Source organism: Ottowia sp. VDI28, assembly GCF_049532675.1.
GTDB lineage: Bacteria > Pseudomonadota > Gammaproteobacteria > Burkholderiales > Burkholderiaceae_C > Ottowia.
Genome location: NZ_CP149820.1, coordinates 1,242,464 through 1,259,440 on the forward strand (window position 1 = coordinate 1,242,464; position 16,977 = coordinate 1,259,440).

Genomic DNA, 16,977 nt, shown 5'->3' on the forward strand with positions numbered 1-16,977 from the left:
GGCACTGTCCCTCTTTTTCTCCGGAACACCCATGACGACCCTCGGAACCCCTCTTTCGCCCCATGCCACCAAAGTCATGCTGCTGGGCTCAGGCGAGCTGGGCAAGGAAGTACTGATCGCGCTGCAACGGCTGGGCGTGGAAACGATCGCCGTCGATCGCTATGACAATGCGCCCGGCCAGCAGGTGGCCCACCATGCGCGCACCGTCGTGATGAGCGACCCGGCGCAGCTCAAGGCCGTGGTCGAAGCAGAGCGGCCTCACCTGGTGGTGCCGGAGATCGAGGCCATCGCCACGCCCATGCTCGAGGAGCTGGAAGCCGAAGGCACCGTGCGGGTCATTCCTACGGCCCGCGCCGCGCGCTTGACGATGGACCGTGAAGGCATTCGCGTGCTGGCCGCCGAGACGCTGGGCCTGCCCACCAGCCCTTACCAGTTCTGCAATTCGCTGGACGAATTGCGGGCCGCCATCGAAGGCCCGAAAGAGGGCGATTCCGGCCGCCGAGGCATCGGCTACCCTTGCATCATCAAGCCCGTGATGAGCAGTTCCGGCAAGGGTCAGAGCCGGATCGACGGCCCGGACGACGTGCAGAAGGCTTGGGACTACGCCATGGCCGGCGGCCGCGTGAGCCATGGCCGCGTGATCGTCGAAGGCTTCATCGATTTCGACTATGAAATCACTCAGCTTACTGTGCGGGCCGTGGGCGCCGACGGCCAGATCGAGACTCAATTCTGCGATCCGATCGGGCATTTGCAGGTCAGCGGCGACTACGTGGAAAGCTGGCAGCCTCATCCCATGCGCCCGGCCGCGTTGGCGGAGTCGCGCCGGATCGCCAAGGCCGTGACGGACAACCTCGGAGGGCAGGGTATCTTCGGGGTGGAGTTGTTCGTGAAAGGTGATGAAGTCTGGTTCAGCGAGGTAAGCCCGCGTCCGCACGACACTGGCCTGGTCACGCTATGCACCCAGCATCAGAGCGAGTTCGAATTGCATGCGCGCGCCATCCTGGGCCTGCCGGTGGACACCAGCCTGCGCAATCCGGGCGCCAGCGCCGTGATCTATGGCGGCGTGGAGGCGCAGGGGATCGTATTTGACGGTGTGGATGAGGCTCTGCGTGTACCCGGCACCGACCTGCGCCTGTTCGGCAAGCCCGAGAGCTTTGCCAAGCGCCGCATGGGCGTGGCGCTGGCGCGCGCGGCCGACGTGGAGACGGCGCGTGGCAATGCCAAGCTGGCGGCGGGCAAGGTCAGGCCGCGCAAGAGCTGACAAGCTAAGAACCATGCTTTTCAAGGTCTTTGCCATGCGGGGGTTCCTTCGCTCGTAGGGAGTTCTTCCCGCGCGGGGTTTTGCTCCCTCTCCCCTTGGGAGAGGGCTGGGCGGGGCAGGTCATCCTGTGAGGGCTTTCACTGTCGGTTGATCTGAACGGCCTTCTGCTTCCTAATGACCTTCAGCTGTTTGATTTGAGGTCGGAGGCCGGGATTGCCCCCGGCGGTGCAGTCACCTTCTTTTGCGTCGCCAAAAGAAGGTAACCCAAGAAAAGGCGACCCCACTGCCCGCGTCCCTGCGCTGCGCTCCGGGCAGCCTGCGATGCTCGGTCAAGGGGCGGTGCTGCAGAACTCGCTACGATCGCTTCGCTCACTGCGCTCAAACAGCTGCAGCAAGCTAGAGCACGAAGCAAGGGCATCTTGCAGTGCCCTTGCCCGCCCCTTGCCCTGCGCTTCTCAGCGCGGGCAGAGGGGACCCGTGGCTCGGGCCATTGCTGCGCTCGGCCCGCGAATCAACGGGCTTCGCTACGCTCCGCTGTATTACTCCTTCCCCCACTGGGGGAAGGTTGGGAAGGGGGCTTTCACGGCGCCACTTCCACCCGGCTGTTCCTTTTCCAATCTCCTCATTACAGTGCCCGACACCCATCCGAAAATAACGGACCGCCAGCATTCACACCCAGTGGCGCAGGGCGCTATCCAAAGACCTTGAAAGGCATGGAGCTAAGAACGTCCTAGGCGTCTTCCCGGATCTGCCGTCCGGTGAGTTTGAGGAACAGATCCTCCAGGTTTGCCGGGCGGTGCAGAGTGCGCAGCTGAGGGTGCGCCTCGAGCGCCTGCAGCAGCGGCCGCGCGTGGCTGGTGTAGAAGAACACTGTCTCGCCGCTGCGTTCCACGCGCGCGGCGTGCTGCGACAGGGGCGACTCGGCGAGCGCCAGCGCCCCCTGGCCGTACACCTCCACCACCTCGGGCTCGAGATGCTGTGCAATGAGCTCGCGCGGTCGCCCTTCCGCGATCTTGCGGCCGTGGTCCAGCACCAGGAGGCGATTGCACAGGCGCTCAGCCTCGTCCATGAAATGGGTGGTCAGCAGGATCGACTTGCCGCTTTGCAGCAGCATCTGCAGCCGTTCCCACATGAGGTGGCGTGCCTGCGGATCGAGCCCTGTGGTTGGTTCATCGAGCAGCAGCAGATCAGGGTTGTTGATCAGCGCGCGCGCCAACGACAGGCGCCGCCGCATGCCGCCGGAAAGCTCGCCCGGCTTGGCCTGCGCCTTGTGGCCTAAAGCGGCGAAATCGAGCAACTGTGGCACGCGTTCGGTCAAGGCAGAGCGCCCGAGGCCGAAGTAGCGGCCGAAGACAAACAGATTCTCGGCGCAGCTGAAATCAGGGTCGAGTGAATCGAACTGGCTCACCACGCCCAGCCTCGCCTTGATGGCCAACGCATCCTGAGGCATGGCCCAGGCGGAGCCATCGGGCCGCGTGAAATAGTGGATCTGCCCTTCATCCGGACCGGTCAGGCCCAGGCACATGCGGATGGTGGTGGTCTTGCCGGCGCCATTGGGGCCGATCACGCCCAGACACTCGCCCGGCGCAATGGAAAAATCCACGCCATCCACCACGCGTGCCTCGCCATAGCGTTTGACGAGGCCCTGTACATCCAGAAGAGTCATGGCGCTCATTTTGCACGGATTGGCGCGCGGACCATGAGCGTCTCCCGGCGTGCTTGCACGCACCTGGCCTAGTCCCTAGAATAATAAGTGAACATATCAATTGCTGAGAAAATTGCTGTCATAGTGAGGCAGCCCAAGGAGACACGCCGTGGATGCATTGGATGCCGTCAACTCGCTCGGTCACGTGGAGTCGCTCGGGCGGCTGGAAGATTTGCCGCCCGAATACCTCAAGGCCATCAATGATTTGTCGGTCGCGCCGCTGTGGCCGCAACTGCGCGGCCTGCTGCCCCGCCACAAGCCGGTGCGCAGCACGCAGCCTTTCATGTGGCGCTACGAGGACGTGCGGCCTCACCTGCTCCGCGCGGGCGAGCTGACGCCCATTGAGAAGGCAGAGCGCCGCGTGCTGGTGCTATGCAACCCCGGCCATGGCATTGACAAGCTGGTGGCCACACCGACGATCTACGTCGGCCTGCAGCTCATTCTGCCGGGCGAGGTGGCGCCCAACCATCGGCATACGCCCACGGCGGTGCGTTTCGTCATCGAAGGCAGCGGCGGCTACACCACCGTCAACGGGGAGAAATGCCCGATGGAAAAGGGCGATCTGATCCTGACGCCCGCGCTCAACTGGCACGAACATGGCCACGAGGGCAGTGGCCCGGTGATCTGGATGGACACGCTGGATCTGCCGATGGTCTATGCCATGGAGGCCTCCTATGCCATCGAGGGCCCTTCGCAGAAAACCAGGCCTGAGCCTGATGCCTCGCAGAACAAGTACCGCCGCGCCGGCCTGCTGCCCTATGCATCGCTCGGCCAGCTGCAGCGGCCCAAGTATCCCCAGATCCGCTTCCCCTGGACCGATGTGCGCGAGGCGCTGGGCCTGCTGGCCGGCGTGACGCCGGCCGACGAGGCGGTGCAATTGGCCTACGTCAACCCGGAGACCGGGCAGTCCTGCCTGCCCACGCTGGGTTTTTCCGCGCAGTTGCTACGCGCCGGGCAGGATTGGCGGCCGCGCAAGCGCTCGGCCAGCAGCGTGATTCATGTCATCGAAGGCCGGGGCGAATCCGTGATCGACGGCACCTTGCTGCAATGGAGCGAGGGTGACACCCTGGCGGTGCCCACACACGCCGAGGTGACGCACCGCGCTTCAGGGCAGGAGGCCTATCTGTTCCACGTGGACGATGCGCCCATGCAGCGCGCGTTGGGCTTCTACGAGGACTTTTGAGTCATTCCCTTAATATCTTCTTCAAACCGCGTCCAGAGAACCCTTGATCCGCAGCAGCACCATGAGCACTTACGTCTTTCCTCCCGCTCCCCAAGCAGCCGTACCCGTACGCGGCGGCAGCCAGCAATACGCCGTGAGCCGCATCTTCTGCGTGGGCCGCAATTACGCGGCTCATGCGCGCGAGATGGGTTTCGATCCCGACCGCGAGCCACCGTTTTATTTCAACAAGACCCCGCTCGATCTGGTGATGACCGGCAGCGCCATCCCCTATCCGCTCGGCACCAAGAACTACCACTATGAAATGGAGCTGGTCATTGCCATCGGCAAGCCCGCCTTCCGCGTGTCGACGGAAGAAGCGCAAGAGTGCGTCTGGGGTTACGCCTGCGGGCTCGACATGACGCGGCGCGATCTGCAGATCAAGTCGCGTGAAATGGGCCGCCCCTGGGATTTCGGCAAGGATTTCGAGAACGCCGCCGTGATGAGTCCTCTGGTGCCTGCCAGCGAAATCGGGCATCTCTCGAGCGGTAATATCCAGCTTTCCGTGAACGGGGTGCTCAAGCAGAACGCCGATCTGAAAGACCTCATCTGGAGCATTCCAGAGGTCATTTCCAATCTCTCGGAGTATTACCACCTGCAGCCGGGCGACCTGATCTACACCGGCACGCCTGAAGGTGTGGGCGCAGTGCAGCCGGGCGACAAGATCACCGGCAAGATCGATGGCGTGGGCGAGATCGCACTCTCCATCGGCCAGCCTGAGTAGGAGACAGCATGACCAGACCCGTTCCCACGATCGTGCCCTGCAAGCGTATGGGCCGCGCGGCGGCGGCGCTGGTCCTGGCGGCTGCGAACCTCTTCATGGCGGCGCCCGCGCAGGCGCAAGGTGCGTTTCCCGCCAAGCCGGTCAATATCTTCACTCCTTTCCCGCCGGGCAGCGGGCCGGATGCCTTGTTGCGCACGATCACGGACAAGCTTTCCAAGCTCTGGGGCCAGCCAGTCCTCGTGCAGAACCGCCCCGGCGCCGGCGGCTTCGTCGTCTTCGAGGCCACGCGCCGCCTGCCACCTGACGGCTATACGCTGGTGCAGCTCGACAGCGAGCAACTGGCGGCGTTGCCGCTGCTTTACAAGTCACGCAACTTCAATACCCTGCAGGCGTACGACCCGGTAGCCTCGCTGTACAACACGCCCTTTTTGGTGACCGTGCCGGTGAATTCGCTCTGGAGGAGCATCGGCGATCTGGTGGCGGCCGCCAAGGCGGAGCCGGGCAAGATCAACTATGGATCCTGGGGCGTTGGCAGCCCGGGCCATTTGGGCGGCGAGCAGTTGGAGCTGGCCACGGGCATCGAGATGCAACACATCCCGTTCAAGGATTCAGGGCAGATGTTCACTGCCCTCGCGGGCAACGAGATCGCCTGGGCGTTTGGGAGCATTCCGTCCAGTCTGGGGGTGTATCAGTCGAAGAAGGTGCGCTACTTGGCAGTAGCGACGCCCAAGCGTATTCCGCAGATGCCTGAGGTGCCCACGGTCGCCGAGGCCGGCGGGCCGAAAGAGTTCACCCAAAGCTCCTTCGTCATCCTGGCAGCGCCCAAGGGTATCGTTCCGGCCGTGCAGCAGAAGATTGAGCAGGACGTTGCCAAGGTGCTGCAGGACGCCGACATCCGCGAGCGCATGGAAACCTTCGCCTTCGAGCCGATCAATTGGTCTCCCCGCGAGATCCGTCGGCAGGCGCTTGAGAAGGGCAAGCTCTACGAGCAACTCATCAAGCGAAAGAACATCTCGCTGGAGTGAGCAGGCGCCTCCATGACGCGCACCACATCTCCATGTGGCGGCCGGGCTGCAGTTGTCTGGTCCTTATCCGCGCGACAGCAGCCATAGAGCGATGCCGGCGGCGACAGCCGGCAACGCGAAGACCAGAAGCAGGATGGGGAACTCTTCGCGCACGCTGTAGCCTGCATGGTGCACACCTACCCACATGTTGACTGCGGCCACGGCCAGCCAGGCTGGCACGAAGAATTTCGCTGCCAGAGCCATGCCGCTGGCGCTGGCTCCCCACAGCCAACCAAAGAGCAGGAACAAGCCCAGTAAAACCACACCGCCCGCGATCACGAGAATGACATGCATGGGTTGTCCTTTAGGTTGAATCTCTTAGATGAGAAGAACTATTTCGTGGTGTAGCCACCGTTGATCAGGATGGTCTGGCCCGTGATCCACCAGCCGTCGCTCACGAGATGGCGGATGAAGGGGACCACGTCTTCGATATCGGTGAGGCCCGTCTTACTGAAGGGTGAAAGTGCCGCCGCGGTCTTGTGATAGGCCTGCGCGTCGGCGCTTTCCTGGCCGTAGAAGAAGGACGTGTCCATCGGGCCAGGGCCCACGGCCGTCACGGAGATGCCGCGTGCGCCGAATTCCTTGGCGGCCGCCCGGGTGTAGTGTTCCACGGGGGCTTTGGTTCCCGCGTAAGAAGCATAGAACGGCGTAAAAGCGCCCAGGAGCGAGGTGACCAGCGTCACAACCTTGCCGTTGTCGTTGACATGCTTGCCTGCCTCCTTGAGGAAGAAGAAGGCGGATTTGCTGTTGACGGCCGTCATTTCGTCGTACTCCGCCTCGCTGATTTCAAGCAGCGGCTTCTTGAGCACTTTGCCTACGGTATTGATGGCGATATCTGGCCGGCCCACTGCGGCTACGGTGTCCGCGAAGAGTTTTTCCATGGCGCCGGCGGTGGTCAGGTCGGCCTGCAAGGCGACGGCTTGGGCGCCCGCTTTCTTGAGATCGGCCACGGTGGCGTCGGCGTCGGCCTTGCTGGCGGCGCTGTTGTAGTGAATGGCTACGGCCTTCGCGCCTTGGGCGACGAGATCACGGGCGATCAGGCCGCCCAGGTTTTTGGCGCCGCCCGCAATCAGAGCGACCTTGCCTTGGATACTGTGTTTGGACATGAAAACTCCTGTTGTCGATGGGTGAGGGGAAGAGGTTTCATGAATATATTAGGCAAGTTTGCGAGAATAAAGCTTTGGTTTTTTACAGAACTATCCAGAATTCAGTACCAAAATGCCCATGGACCGCATTGATCAATTACGCATCTTCATCCGGGTGGCGCAGAGTGGCGGCTTCACGGTGGCGGCCGATCAGCTCGGCCTGCCACGGCCCACCGTCTCGCTGGCGGTCCAGCAACTCGAGGCACGGCTGGGCGCGCGGCTACTCAACCGGACAACCCGGCGTGTGAGCCTGACGCAGGACGGCGAGGCCTTGCTGGAACGGGGCATGGCTCTGGTGGCTGACAGCGAAGAGCTGGAGCAGCTCTTTCATCCGCAAGCCCAGGCCTTGCAGGGCCGCTTGCGTGTCGATCTGCCCAGCCGCATTGCCCGGCACCAAGTGGCGCCAGCGCTGCCGGGCTTCTTTGCCCGGCACCCGAGGCTCGAACTGAATCTGGGCTCCAGCGACCGTGCCGTCGATCTGGTGCATGAGGGGATCGACTGTGCCCTGCGCGTGGGCGAGATGGCCTCCAGCAGCCTGGTAGCGCGTCCGCTGGGCGCATTTCGCATGATCAATTGTGCGAGCCCTGCTTATCTGACCCTTCATGGTGTGCCCGAGCGGCCCGCCGAGCTGCCCAGGCACTTCGCCGTCAACTATGCGTCACCTGGCAGCAACCGGGCGGCTGCCTGGGAATGGGTAGAAGAAGAGCGCCTCCACACCCTACCGATGCAAGCACAAGTCGCAGTCAACAATGCCGAAACCTACATTGCCTGCTGCCTGGCGGGCCTGGGGCTGATTCAGATTCCGGCGTTCGATGTGCGCGAGCATTTGGAACGGGGGGAACTGGTGGAGGTGCTGCCGGGATGGCGAGCCCCCTCCATGCCGGTGCAGATCATCTACCCGCATCGGCGCCACCTGTCACGCCGGGTCAAGGCCTTCAGCGACTGGCTGGCTGACCTCATGGGGCAGTGCGTGGAGTGAGGCGCTCAAAGGGCCGCCCAATGAACTGATCATCGTCCTTGAAAGCGAGGTTGGCGTTTTTCAGCGAAAGCGCGGCGGCCTTCGATCCGGTCTCCTGAATCGCGCAGGTTGCCGAAGCTCTGCTGCTCCAGTTCGAGCCCGGCTGCCAGCGGTAACTCACCGCCGATATAGGCGAGCCGCTTGGCGGCCACCACTGCGAGCGGGGCGTTGGCTGCGATGCGGCTGGCGATCGAGCGCGCAGCCGCTGCCAATTCCGCTCCCGGCACGACTCGGCTGACCAGCCCGATGCGCAGCGCTTCCCGGGCATCGATACGTTCACCTGTCAGCAGCATCAGCATGGCATCGGACTGGCCAATCGCACGCACGATACGCTGAGTGCCGCCTCCTGCGGGGATGCTGCCAATACCCACTTCAGGCAACCCGAACGTCGCCGTATCCGCGGCAATGCGGATATCGCAGAGCATGGCCAGTTCGAGGCCGCCGCCCAAGGCAAAGCCGTTGAGCGCCGCGATCATCGGTTTGGGCGTCTGCAGCGTTGACATCGGGGGGATTCCCGTCATGGGGCCGAAGTGAAGCTCGGCGAAACTCTCTGCCGGCGGCATGGTTTTCTTCAGATCGGCCCCAGCACAGAAAGCACGTTCTCCCGCCCCCGTGAGAATTCCGACACGCACATCTTCGCGCGTGGAGATAGCGCGCCAGGCCTCATGAAGCTGGGCCGCTGATTCCGGATCAAGGGCGTTCATCGCTTCGGGGCGGTTCAACGTGACGGTGGCGATGAAATCGCTGACTTCAATGGTGACGGGCATGATGTTGGGGTTCTTTCATGGGCAACAAGCGCAGACAGTTCCAGGTGCGCATTTCATGGCTCAAGGGAAATGCCGGCTTCCTGTATTACTTCCTGCGTGTGCTGGCCCGCGAGTGGGGCGGGCCGCCGCGCGGCGGGGATTTCTCCCACTGCACGCAGGGGCGTCCGGGCAATGGTAATCCTGCCCGCGATCGGGTGTTCTACGGTTTCGGTGATCAGGGCATCTGTGAATACCGGCGAGGCAACCAGTTCGGCGTAGTCGTTGATCGGTGCGCAGATGATGTCGGCAGCCTCGAAGCGTTGCAACCACTCATCCCGGGGACGTAGCGCCATGCGTTCCTCGAGCCGTTTCACCAGTGCGTCGCGATGGGCGATGCGGCCCGAGAGATCCGCGAAGCGCGGGTCGGAGAGCAGTTCCGGAGACTCCAGCACGTCGCACAATGCGCCCCAGCGCGAAGGGTGATAAGCGGCCAGCATGATCCAGCCATCCGCGCAGCGCACCGCTTCATTGGGCGCGGCATAGGGAGCAGCGCTGCCGATGCGCGTAGGCACCACGCCATCGGCAAAGTAGCCTGCAAGGTTCATTTGCTGCATGGCAACGGCCGAGGCGAACATGCTGGCATCGATCCACTGCCCGCTGCCGCCCTGTGCGCGTTTCGCCAACGCGCCGAGCACGCCGATGCAGGCGAGATAGCCAGTGACCATGTCTACGATTGGAACCTGTACCTTGCACGGCGGCGCATCGGGCAATCCGGTCACGCTCATGAGGCCTGAAACGGCTTGCAGCACGCCGTCGACGCCAGGCTTGTGCCTCCAGGCTCCTTCTTGTCCATAGGCCGAGATGGAGCAATACACCACCTTCGGGTTGCACCGGCTGACCTCCTCGTAGCCCAGGCCAAGCCGTTGCATTACACTGGGGCGAAAGCTCTCCACCACCACGTCGGCGCCGGCAGCCAGTTCAAGGGCTGCCGCGCATTGCCGGGGATCTTTGAGATCCAGAGCTACGCTGCGCTTGCTGCCGTTGAGGGCGAGAAATCCCACGCTCTGCCCTTCGACAAACGGAGCCAGCGCGCGGCACAGTTCACCCTGCGGGGCCTCGATCTTGATCACGTCGGCACCCAGGTCTGCCAGCAACTGCGTGCAGGCAGGTCCTGCGGCTACCTGGGTGAAATCGACGACGCGCACGCCGGCCAAGGAATCTGCAAGCATCTGGGCACCCTTACATGCCATGGATATGGTTGTCGCGAATGACCTTGGCCCACTTGGCGGTGTCGGCCTTCAAGGCTTTTTCGGCTTCGGCTTCAGGCAACTGCATGGGTTCGAAGCCGCTTTTGAGCAGCGACTCCCGCAGATCGGGCATGTCCAGCGCCTTGTTGATAGCGTGGCGCAATGTCTCGATGACCGGTTTCGGGGTTCCAGTGGGGACGGTCACGTGCCACCAATAGCCGGCGTCGAAACCCGGAACGCCCCCCTCGCTGATGGTGGGTACATCGGGCGCCAGCGCGGAGCGCTGCTTGCTCGCCACGCCAAGGATTTTCAGTTTGCCTTGCCGGGCAAACGAGAGCGCGGACGGAAGGCCCAGCATGGCCAGCGGGACGTGGCCGCCGATCAGATCGGTCGTGGCTTGCGACGTCCCCTTGTAGGGGACGTGCACGAGGGGGATACGGGCCATCTCTCCCAGGTAGATGCCTGCCAGATGATGGGGCGAGGCGATTCCTGGCGACGCATAGTCCATGGGCTTGGCACCCTTGGCGCGGCCAATGGCCAACAGCTCACCCATGGTCTTCGCGGGCAGGCTCGGTCCCGCTGCCAGCACGATCGGCACGGTGGCCAGCGTGGCAACGAACGTGAGATCAGCCGCCGGGTTGAAGGGGAGCTTTTCGTAGAGGAACGGCAGCAGCGGATCACTGCTTCCGCCTACGCCGACCGTATAGCCGTCCGGATGAGATCGGGCCAACTCCGCAAGGCCGATGCTCGTACCCGCGCCTGCCTTGTTGTCCACCACGAAGGGCTGCTTCGTGAGGGTGGCCACGCGCTCAAAAACAGCGCGCGCCACGGTGTCGGTACCGCCGCCTGGCGGGTAGGGCACGATGAGGCGCACAGGGCGCGAGGGATAGTCTGCCGCTTGCGCGGACATGGCTTGAGCGAATACGGCCGCGGCAGCGGCCAGTGAAAATTCCCTGCGTTTCATGTTTGTCTCCTTTTGCTTCCGGATTCAGACGGATGGACTGCTCAGGCTGCGCCCGCCGCATACATAGAGGACCTGGCCTGTGACGTAGCCCGAGGCTGGCGACGCAAAGAAACGCACGGCATTGGCGATATCTTCTGCCTGGCCGATACGCTGCACGGGGACCGTGTGCTTGAGGTCCTCCTGTACCTGGGGGGCGAGTGTGTCGAACAGCGGCGTTGCCACAATACCCGGCGCGATGGCATTGGCCGTGATGCCATTGCGGGCGAATTCCAATGCCAGGGTGCGCGTGAGGCTGACCACTCCGCCTTTCGAGGCCGAATAGCTGGCCTGTCCCCGGTTGCCGAGCCAGGCGCGCGATGAGATGTTGATGATGCGGCCGAACTGCTGCTCCATCATGGCCGGTATCACTGCCTTGCAGCAGATGAACTGCGAGGTCAGGTTGGTTTCGATCACGCGCTGCCAGAAATCCAGCGGCATCTTCGTCACCAGCTTGTCTCCGCCGATCCCGGCGTTGTTGACCAGAATGTCAAGGCGTCCGTAGCGAGCACGGATCTCGTCGGCAGCGGCCTGGACATCGTCCATCGACGTCACGCTGACCCGGTGGGTGGAGATCTGGGCCTTGGTCGCGCTCAGTTGCTCCGCGGCGCTTTCAAGCGCCGCAGCATCGACATCCCAGATCGAGACATGGCAGCCGGCTGCGGCCAGGCTGTGAGCGATGCCCAGACCGATGCCTTTGGCGCCTCCGGTCACGATGGCGCTCAGGCCGGCCAGTTCTGGAGAAGGCGAAGCAAGATGGTCAGTGGAGTTCATGGCGGCTCTTTCTTCAAGCAGTGAGAACATGGATGGCGCAGGCGGCGTGGTCCACACCCCAGATTCCGCCGCCGGTCACCTGGCTCAGTCCAATGCGCGCACCTTCGACCTGTCTGCGGCCTGCGCGGCCTTGCAGCTGCTCGCACAACTCGACGATCTGCGCTACCCCGGTGGCGCCCGGAGGGTGCCCCTTGGCGATCAGACCACCGCTTGGATTGACCGGAATGCGGCCGCCCAGTGCCGTGGCGCCGCTTGCAAGCAAATCTGCCGCCTCGCCCCGGCCGCACAACCCCAGCGCCTCGTAATACAGCAACTCCGAGATGGCAAAGGCATCGTGGACCTCGACAAGATGCAGGTCGCCGGGGCCCATACCCGCCTGGTCATAAGCCAGTCGCGCCGCGCGCCGGGTGATCTCGGCTTCCGTCATGTCCACCTGATGGGTTTCGAAGATTCCCGATTGCACTACCGAAGCCAGCACGTGAACGGGTTTGGCAGTCCCTTGTGAAGGACGTGTGCTCAGCACCAGCGCCGCCGCTCCGTCTACTACGCTCGGGCAGCATTCCAGCAAAGTGAGGGGGTCGGCCACCATCCTGGAGGAGAGCACCTCTTCACGGGTGACTTCGCGGCAGAACTTGGCGATCGGATTGAGCATGCCGTGGCGGCGGTTTTTCACGGACACATCCGCCAGCGCATTGGCGCCAATGCCATGGTCGTGCATGTAGCGCTTGGCGCGCATGGCATACAGGGCCGGCATGATCATGCCGCGCCGATTGTTCCAATCACGCTCATTCAGCGGTAGCGCGCCGCCCCCCAGCCCGCTCAGGTGATCCATGCCGAAAACGATCACAGTCTCGTACTGGCCGGCGCGCAGCGCCTGCAAGGCCAGGTTCAAGGCCGTGGCGCCGCTGGAGCACGCGTTGTCAACGTTGTAGACGGCTTCACCGCCGGTTCTCAACTCGCGCAGGGCCCTCTGGCCTGGCAAATGGCCTCCGAGCGCGTTGCCGCAGTAGAACGCCTGCACATCGCCGATGCTCAGGCCAGCGTCTTTCAGCGCGGCCAGAATGGCAACCTGGGCCAGAACTTCCTCAGTGAGATCGGGGAAGCGGCCGAAGTCGGAGATGCCCACCCCCGTGATCATGGGTTCCTTCATGCTGCGGCTCCTTTCCATGGCGCGAAGGCGTAGTCCGGCGTGCCATCCGGCAGCGTGAAAGCAACGGCATGCACCGCATCCCCGATGGCGGGTTCGGACCCCTCCGGCCACGCCAGGCGGCCGAAGACCCGCAGGCCGTTGCCGAAATCGACCATGCCCAAGGTGTAGGCGGGTGCTTTTCCTGGATGGACGGTGGTAAAGGTATAGAGACAACCGCTGGGGCCCATGGAAACCGGTTCCGCGGTTTGTCCTGCGTGGAGAAATTCAGGCGGCGGAAAGCACAACTCGCCGGTTTCGGGGATTCGCGTGCCCAGCAGCACCATGCCATGAGCCTCGTTCCTGAAGTGTGCTTGCGGATACTTCATAATTTCCATGAATGGCCTCCACGTGTTAGATTGACTGTGTTGGAGTGTAGGCAGCGCTCCTCTATGTAAACAAGGCATTTATTCTTTCGGGAACATTTAGCTGTGCTAAAACAAATAAGCCGCAATCGCCTACCCTTGCTAGGCTTGCGGGTCTTCGAGGCGGTGGCTCGGCACCAAAGCGTTTCGAACGCCGCGGCGGAGTTGTGCGTGACGCCGGGGGCGGTCAGCCAACAGGTGAAATTGCTTGAGGAATTGGTGGGTGTGCCGCTGCTCAGGCGCAAAGGCCGCTCGGTCGAACTCACGGATGCCGGCCAGGTGCTGCGCCCGGTTCTGGCGCAGGCATTCCAGTCCATGGAGCTCACTCTGGGTGCTATTGCACGCGGCCCGCGCCATGACACCTTGAAGCTTTGCCTGCTGCCAACGCTGGCTGAAAAATGGCTGGTTCCGAGGCTGTCTCGCTTTCACGGTGCGCACCCCGATCTGGACATCCAGATCATGACCAGCTTCCGCGACATCCGCTTCGAAGAAGAGGACGTGGACATGGCGTCTTTCGTTGGCAATGAGGTGCCAGCGGGCATGGGTGGCATGCGCCTTTTCGACGACGCTTTCCAGCCCGTGTGCAGTCCGGCCTATCTGCGCGATACCTGCACGATGACCACTCCCGGTGACCTGTCGGGTGCCACGCTATTGCACTCGGTGCGCCGGATGGATGACTGGCGGCGCTGGCTCGATCTTGCGGGCTTGCCTGCCCTGAAACCGCAACGCAGCCTGTCTTTCGAGAACTCGTCATTGGCGATCCAGGCAGCCATTGACGGACTGGGTATGGCCATGGTTCAGCAGGCCTACGTGGGAGAGCTGCTGAAGGTCGGTGCTCTCACGGCGCCTTTCGATCTGATAGGCCGCAGCGACAATGGCTACTATCTGGTCTGGTCCTCCAGCCGCACTGCGACGCCGGCTTTCCAGTCATTTCTGGAGTGGGTCCGGCAGGATCTGGCTCGCGGCGCTGCGCTTTAAGGCCGTCTATGGCGCCAGGACTTGCGTGATGGCCGCGAGCATGGCTTCACGATGCTGGTCGAGCATACGGTCGTGATTGGCGTTGAAGTTGCGCAAGGCCAGCTCCAACAGCAAAGGGGCGTCGCTCGCGGGAATGCCGCAATCATGCAAATCGGTGCGCCAGCCTTGAGCCAGGAAGTCGCGCTCCACCAGCGCTGCCACTTGCTCCGCCAGAAAGGCGTCGTCCATCGGTTCGGCCAACTCCATGCCCAGCGCCTGGCCCAAGGCGCGCGCCACAGCCGGAGCGCGTGTGCCCAGCGCGCGAATCATGGCCGGTGCAAAGGCCGCATAGCCGCGCGATTGCGTCACTGCCTCGTAATGGTTGAAGACCCCAACGGCTGAAGCATAGGCGGCCCGCGCCAGCAAGTGGCAAGACCAGGGGCGGCCACCGTCTTCCTCATCCCGGTTTTGCAGCAGGGCAGCGGCGCAGAGGTCGATCAACGCAGTGGCATGGTTCTCTGAGCCCAGGCCGGGGTAGGCCCGGCGGGCGAGGTGCCACGCGTGATAGCGGCTGGCTTGGACGAGAGGATTGGCCGAGCCGGCGCTTCCCATGCACATGAGGCTCCACCAGTAGATTTCGAAGCTCGTGGACCGTGCGAGAGAAAGTGGTGCCGTGGCCAGCGCATCGTTATCCCAGAACACAGCTTGAGGGCGCGTCTTGGGATCGAAAAATTCGAGGTGATGCGCCGAACCTCGATAGCGTACCGCTGAGCCGCCGCGGTTCTGGGCAGAAGAGGGCGAGGTCAGTACGTTGAAGATGGGCATCTTCGGCGCATTCAGCCGTTGACTCAGCGGGGGCATGCCTTGCCGATGGACCGTGGCCATTTCCTGCAGCGGCTGGTTTTCACCGAGGAGCATGGCGACGACGCGAGCACCCTTGATCACGCTGCCGGCGCCCACCGCGATGAGCGCATCGGCCCTTAGCGCACGCGCGTGGGCGGCGGCGTCTTCGATGCATTCTGCTGGAGCGCCTTCGGAAATGCCGGAAAAGATGCCGGTGATCCGCTCGCCCGCCAGTTTCTGCATTGTCTGCGTCAGTCCGGTTCGCTCCCGCACGCTTTTTCCACACAGGATCAGCGCGCGGGAGATGTTGAGGCGCTGCAACTCGCGGGGCAACTCTGTCAGGGCGTTCGCTCCCGCGTGAATTCTCAGCGGGTAGTTGCGTGTATGAAAGTCGTGGGTAGAGCGGGATTCGGCACGGAGCATCTGAAGGTTTGGGCGGATGAGTTTGGTCGCCCTAGGCTAGGAGATGGCGCGCCGCGCCACAATGCATTTTCTTTGGCCGTTCTTTTGAGTTTGGCTAAGATATTGAAAGCACTTTCCAGGCTCAGTTGGCAGGCCGCTTGGCCATCCCCATCGTCTTGGCGATGATGCCCATCATCACCTCATCGGCCCCACCGCCGATGGACGCCAGGCGCCCGTCCCGGTACAGGCGGGAGATGCGGTTTTCCCAGGTGAAGCCCATGCCGCCCCAGAACTGCAGGCAGGTGTCGGCCACTTCGCGTGTGAGCCGGCCCGCCTTGAGCTTGGCCATGCTGGCCAGTTGCAGCACATCCTGCCCCGCCACGTAGAACTCGCCCGCGCGCCAGGTCAGCGCGCGCAGGGCTTCCACTTCGGTCTGCAGCTCGGTCAGCTTGAACTGCACCCATTGCTGATCGATCAGCGAGGCACCGAACATGCGACGCTGCTGGGCCCATTCAATGGTTTCCCGGATGCAGTCATCCAGTGTGACCAGGCTGTTGGCCGCCGCCCAGAGGCGCTCTTCCTGGAACTGCTGCATCTGGTAGATGAAGCCCTGGCCTTCCTGCCCGATCAGGTGGCGCTGAGGTACGCGCACGTTGTCGAAATAGAGAAGGCCGGTATCCGAGGAATTCATGCCGATCTTGCGGATCTTCTGCGCGACCTCGATGCCCTTGGTCAATTTTCCGCCCGGGCCATCGCGCATGGGCACCATGATCAGCGATTTGTTCTTGTGCACCGAGCCTTCTCCGGTGTTCACCAGCATGCACATCCAATCGGCCTGCAGGCTGTTGGTGATCCACATTTTCTGGCCGCTGATGAGGTAATCATCGCCGTCCTTGCGTGCCGAGCTTCGGATGCCGGATACGTCGCTGCCCGCGCCGGGCTCGCTCACGCCGATGCAGCCCACCATGTCGCCCGCGATCGCGGGGGCGAGAAATTCCCGCTTGAGTTCATCACTGCCGAAGCGCGCCAGCGCGGGCGTGCACATATCGGTCTGTACACCGATCGCCATGGGCACGCCGCCGCAGCGGATATGGCCCAGGGTTTCCGCCATCACCATGCTGTAGGAGTAGTCCAGCCCCGCGCCGCCGTACTCCACCGGCTTGGTCAGGCCCAGCAGGCCCAGATCGCCCAGGCCCTTGAATACCTGATGGGCAGGAAAGATCTCGGCCGCTTCCCATTCATCCACATGGGGGTTGATGTGTTCGTCTATGTAGCGCTTGAGCGTCTTGCGGACTTCCTCGTGCTCATGGGTCAGCTGCAT

17 protein-coding genes are annotated in these 16,977 nt (G+C 63.2%); 6 read left to right on the forward strand and 11 right to left on the reverse strand.

Annotated elements, in window-relative coordinates:
- Positions 1-31: 31 nt before the first annotated feature.
- Complete coding sequence (purT, locus tag WJU18_RS05780) at positions 32-1,261, forward strand: formate-dependent phosphoribosylglycinamide formyltransferase (protein WP_423459168.1); 1,230 nt, start codon at positions 32-34, stop codon at positions 1,259-1,261.
- Positions 1,262-1,991: 730 nt separating this feature from the next.
- Here purT and WJU18_RS05785 read toward each other — a convergent pair.
- Positions 1,992-2,927, reverse strand: a complete 936-nt coding sequence (locus WJU18_RS05785; protein ID WP_423459169.1) for an ATP-binding cassette domain-containing protein — start codon at positions 2,925-2,927, stop codon at positions 1,992-1,994.
- 148 nt (positions 2,928-3,075) lie between these two features.
- Between WJU18_RS05785 and WJU18_RS05790 the strand changes: the two genes are divergently transcribed.
- The 3 genes from WJU18_RS05790 (at position 3,076) to WJU18_RS05800 (ending at position 5,934) form a co-directional block, all read left to right on the forward strand.
- Positions 3,076-4,149, forward strand: a complete 1,074-nt coding sequence (locus tag WJU18_RS05790; protein ID WP_423459170.1) for a cupin domain-containing protein — start codon at positions 3,076-3,078, stop codon at positions 4,147-4,149.
- A gap of 61 nt (positions 4,150-4,210) precedes the next feature.
- A complete protein-coding gene (locus tag WJU18_RS05795) occupies positions 4,211-4,909 on the forward strand; it encodes a fumarylacetoacetate hydrolase family protein (RefSeq protein WP_423459171.1) in 699 nt (232 codons plus the stop codon).
- An 8-nt stretch (positions 4,910-4,917) separates the two neighbouring features.
- Positions 4,918-5,934 carry a Bug family tripartite tricarboxylate transporter substrate binding protein gene (locus WJU18_RS05800; RefSeq protein WP_423459172.1) on the forward strand — a complete coding sequence of 339 codons (1,017 nt, stop codon included), beginning with the start codon at positions 4,918-4,920 and terminating at the stop codon, positions 5,932-5,934.
- Between the two features lie 63 nt (positions 5,935-5,997).
- Here WJU18_RS05800 and WJU18_RS05805 read toward each other — a convergent pair whose 3' ends face one another.
- Positions 5,998-6,267, reverse strand: a complete 270-nt coding sequence (locus tag WJU18_RS05805; protein WP_423459173.1) for a hypothetical protein — start codon at positions 6,265-6,267, stop codon at positions 5,998-6,000.
- 38 nt (positions 6,268-6,305) lie between these two features.
- On the reverse strand, positions 6,306-7,079 hold the full coding sequence (locus tag WJU18_RS05810; RefSeq protein WP_423459174.1) for an SDR family oxidoreductase: 774 nt from the start codon (positions 7,077-7,079) through the stop codon (positions 6,306-6,308).
- A 118-nt stretch (positions 7,080-7,197) separates the two neighbouring features.
- Between WJU18_RS05810 and WJU18_RS05815 the strand changes: the two genes are divergently transcribed.
- Positions 7,198-8,097, forward strand: coding sequence for a LysR family transcriptional regulator (locus WJU18_RS05815; RefSeq protein WP_423459175.1), 900 nt, complete (start codon positions 7,198-7,200; stop codon positions 8,095-8,097).
- Positions 8,098-8,126: 29 nt separating this feature from the next.
- Here WJU18_RS05815 and WJU18_RS05820 read toward each other — a convergent pair whose 3' ends face one another.
- From WJU18_RS05820 to WJU18_RS05845, 6 genes are read right to left on the reverse strand one after another with little or no spacing between them, the layout of a single operon-like run.
- A complete protein-coding gene (locus WJU18_RS05820; protein WP_423459176.1) occupies positions 8,127-8,903 on the reverse strand; it encodes an enoyl-CoA hydratase/isomerase family protein in 777 nt (258 codons plus the stop codon).
- A gap of 53 nt (positions 8,904-8,956) precedes the next feature.
- Positions 8,957-10,111: a CaiB/BaiF CoA transferase family protein gene (locus WJU18_RS05825; RefSeq protein WP_423459177.1), complete on the reverse strand. Its 1,155-nt coding sequence runs from the start codon at positions 10,109-10,111 to the stop codon at positions 8,957-8,959.
- A 10-nt stretch (positions 10,112-10,121) separates the two neighbouring features.
- Complete coding sequence (locus WJU18_RS05830; RefSeq protein WP_423459178.1) at positions 10,122-11,093, reverse strand: Bug family tripartite tricarboxylate transporter substrate binding protein; 972 nt, start codon at positions 11,091-11,093, stop codon at positions 10,122-10,124.
- Positions 11,094-11,117: 24 nt separating this feature from the next.
- Positions 11,118-11,903 (reverse strand): SDR family NAD(P)-dependent oxidoreductase, encoded by a 786-nt coding sequence (locus WJU18_RS05835; protein WP_423459179.1) that lies wholly within the window; start codon positions 11,901-11,903, stop codon positions 11,118-11,120.
- Positions 11,904-11,916: 13 nt separating this feature from the next.
- Positions 11,917-13,053, reverse strand: coding sequence for a thiolase family protein (locus WJU18_RS05840; RefSeq protein WP_423459180.1), 1,137 nt, complete (start codon positions 13,051-13,053; stop codon positions 11,917-11,919).
- Positions 13,050-13,427, reverse strand: coding sequence for a Zn-ribbon domain-containing OB-fold protein (locus tag WJU18_RS05845; protein WP_423459181.1), 378 nt, complete (start codon positions 13,425-13,427; stop codon positions 13,050-13,052). The genes WJU18_RS05840 and WJU18_RS05845 overlap by 4 nt, the downstream gene beginning before the upstream one ends.
- 93 nt (positions 13,428-13,520) lie before the next feature.
- Here WJU18_RS05845 and WJU18_RS05850 point away from each other — a divergent pair, with 93 nt between their 5' ends.
- Complete coding sequence (locus tag WJU18_RS05850; protein ID WP_423459182.1) at positions 13,521-14,432, forward strand: LysR substrate-binding domain-containing protein; 912 nt, start codon at positions 13,521-13,523, stop codon at positions 14,430-14,432.
- A 6-nt stretch (positions 14,433-14,438) separates the two neighbouring features.
- Here the strand turns inward: WJU18_RS05850 and WJU18_RS05855 are convergent, their stop codons facing one another.
- Together WJU18_RS05855 and WJU18_RS05860 are read right to left on the reverse strand one after the other, a co-directional pair.
- Positions 14,439-15,677: an iron-containing alcohol dehydrogenase gene (locus WJU18_RS05855; RefSeq protein ID WP_423459183.1), complete on the reverse strand. Its 1,239-nt coding sequence runs from the start codon at positions 15,675-15,677 to the stop codon at positions 14,439-14,441.
- A 121-nt stretch (positions 15,678-15,798) separates the two neighbouring features.
- On the reverse strand, positions 15,799-16,977 hold the full coding sequence (locus WJU18_RS05860) for an acyl-CoA dehydrogenase family protein (protein ID WP_423459184.1): 1,179 nt from the start codon (positions 16,975-16,977) through the stop codon (positions 15,799-15,801).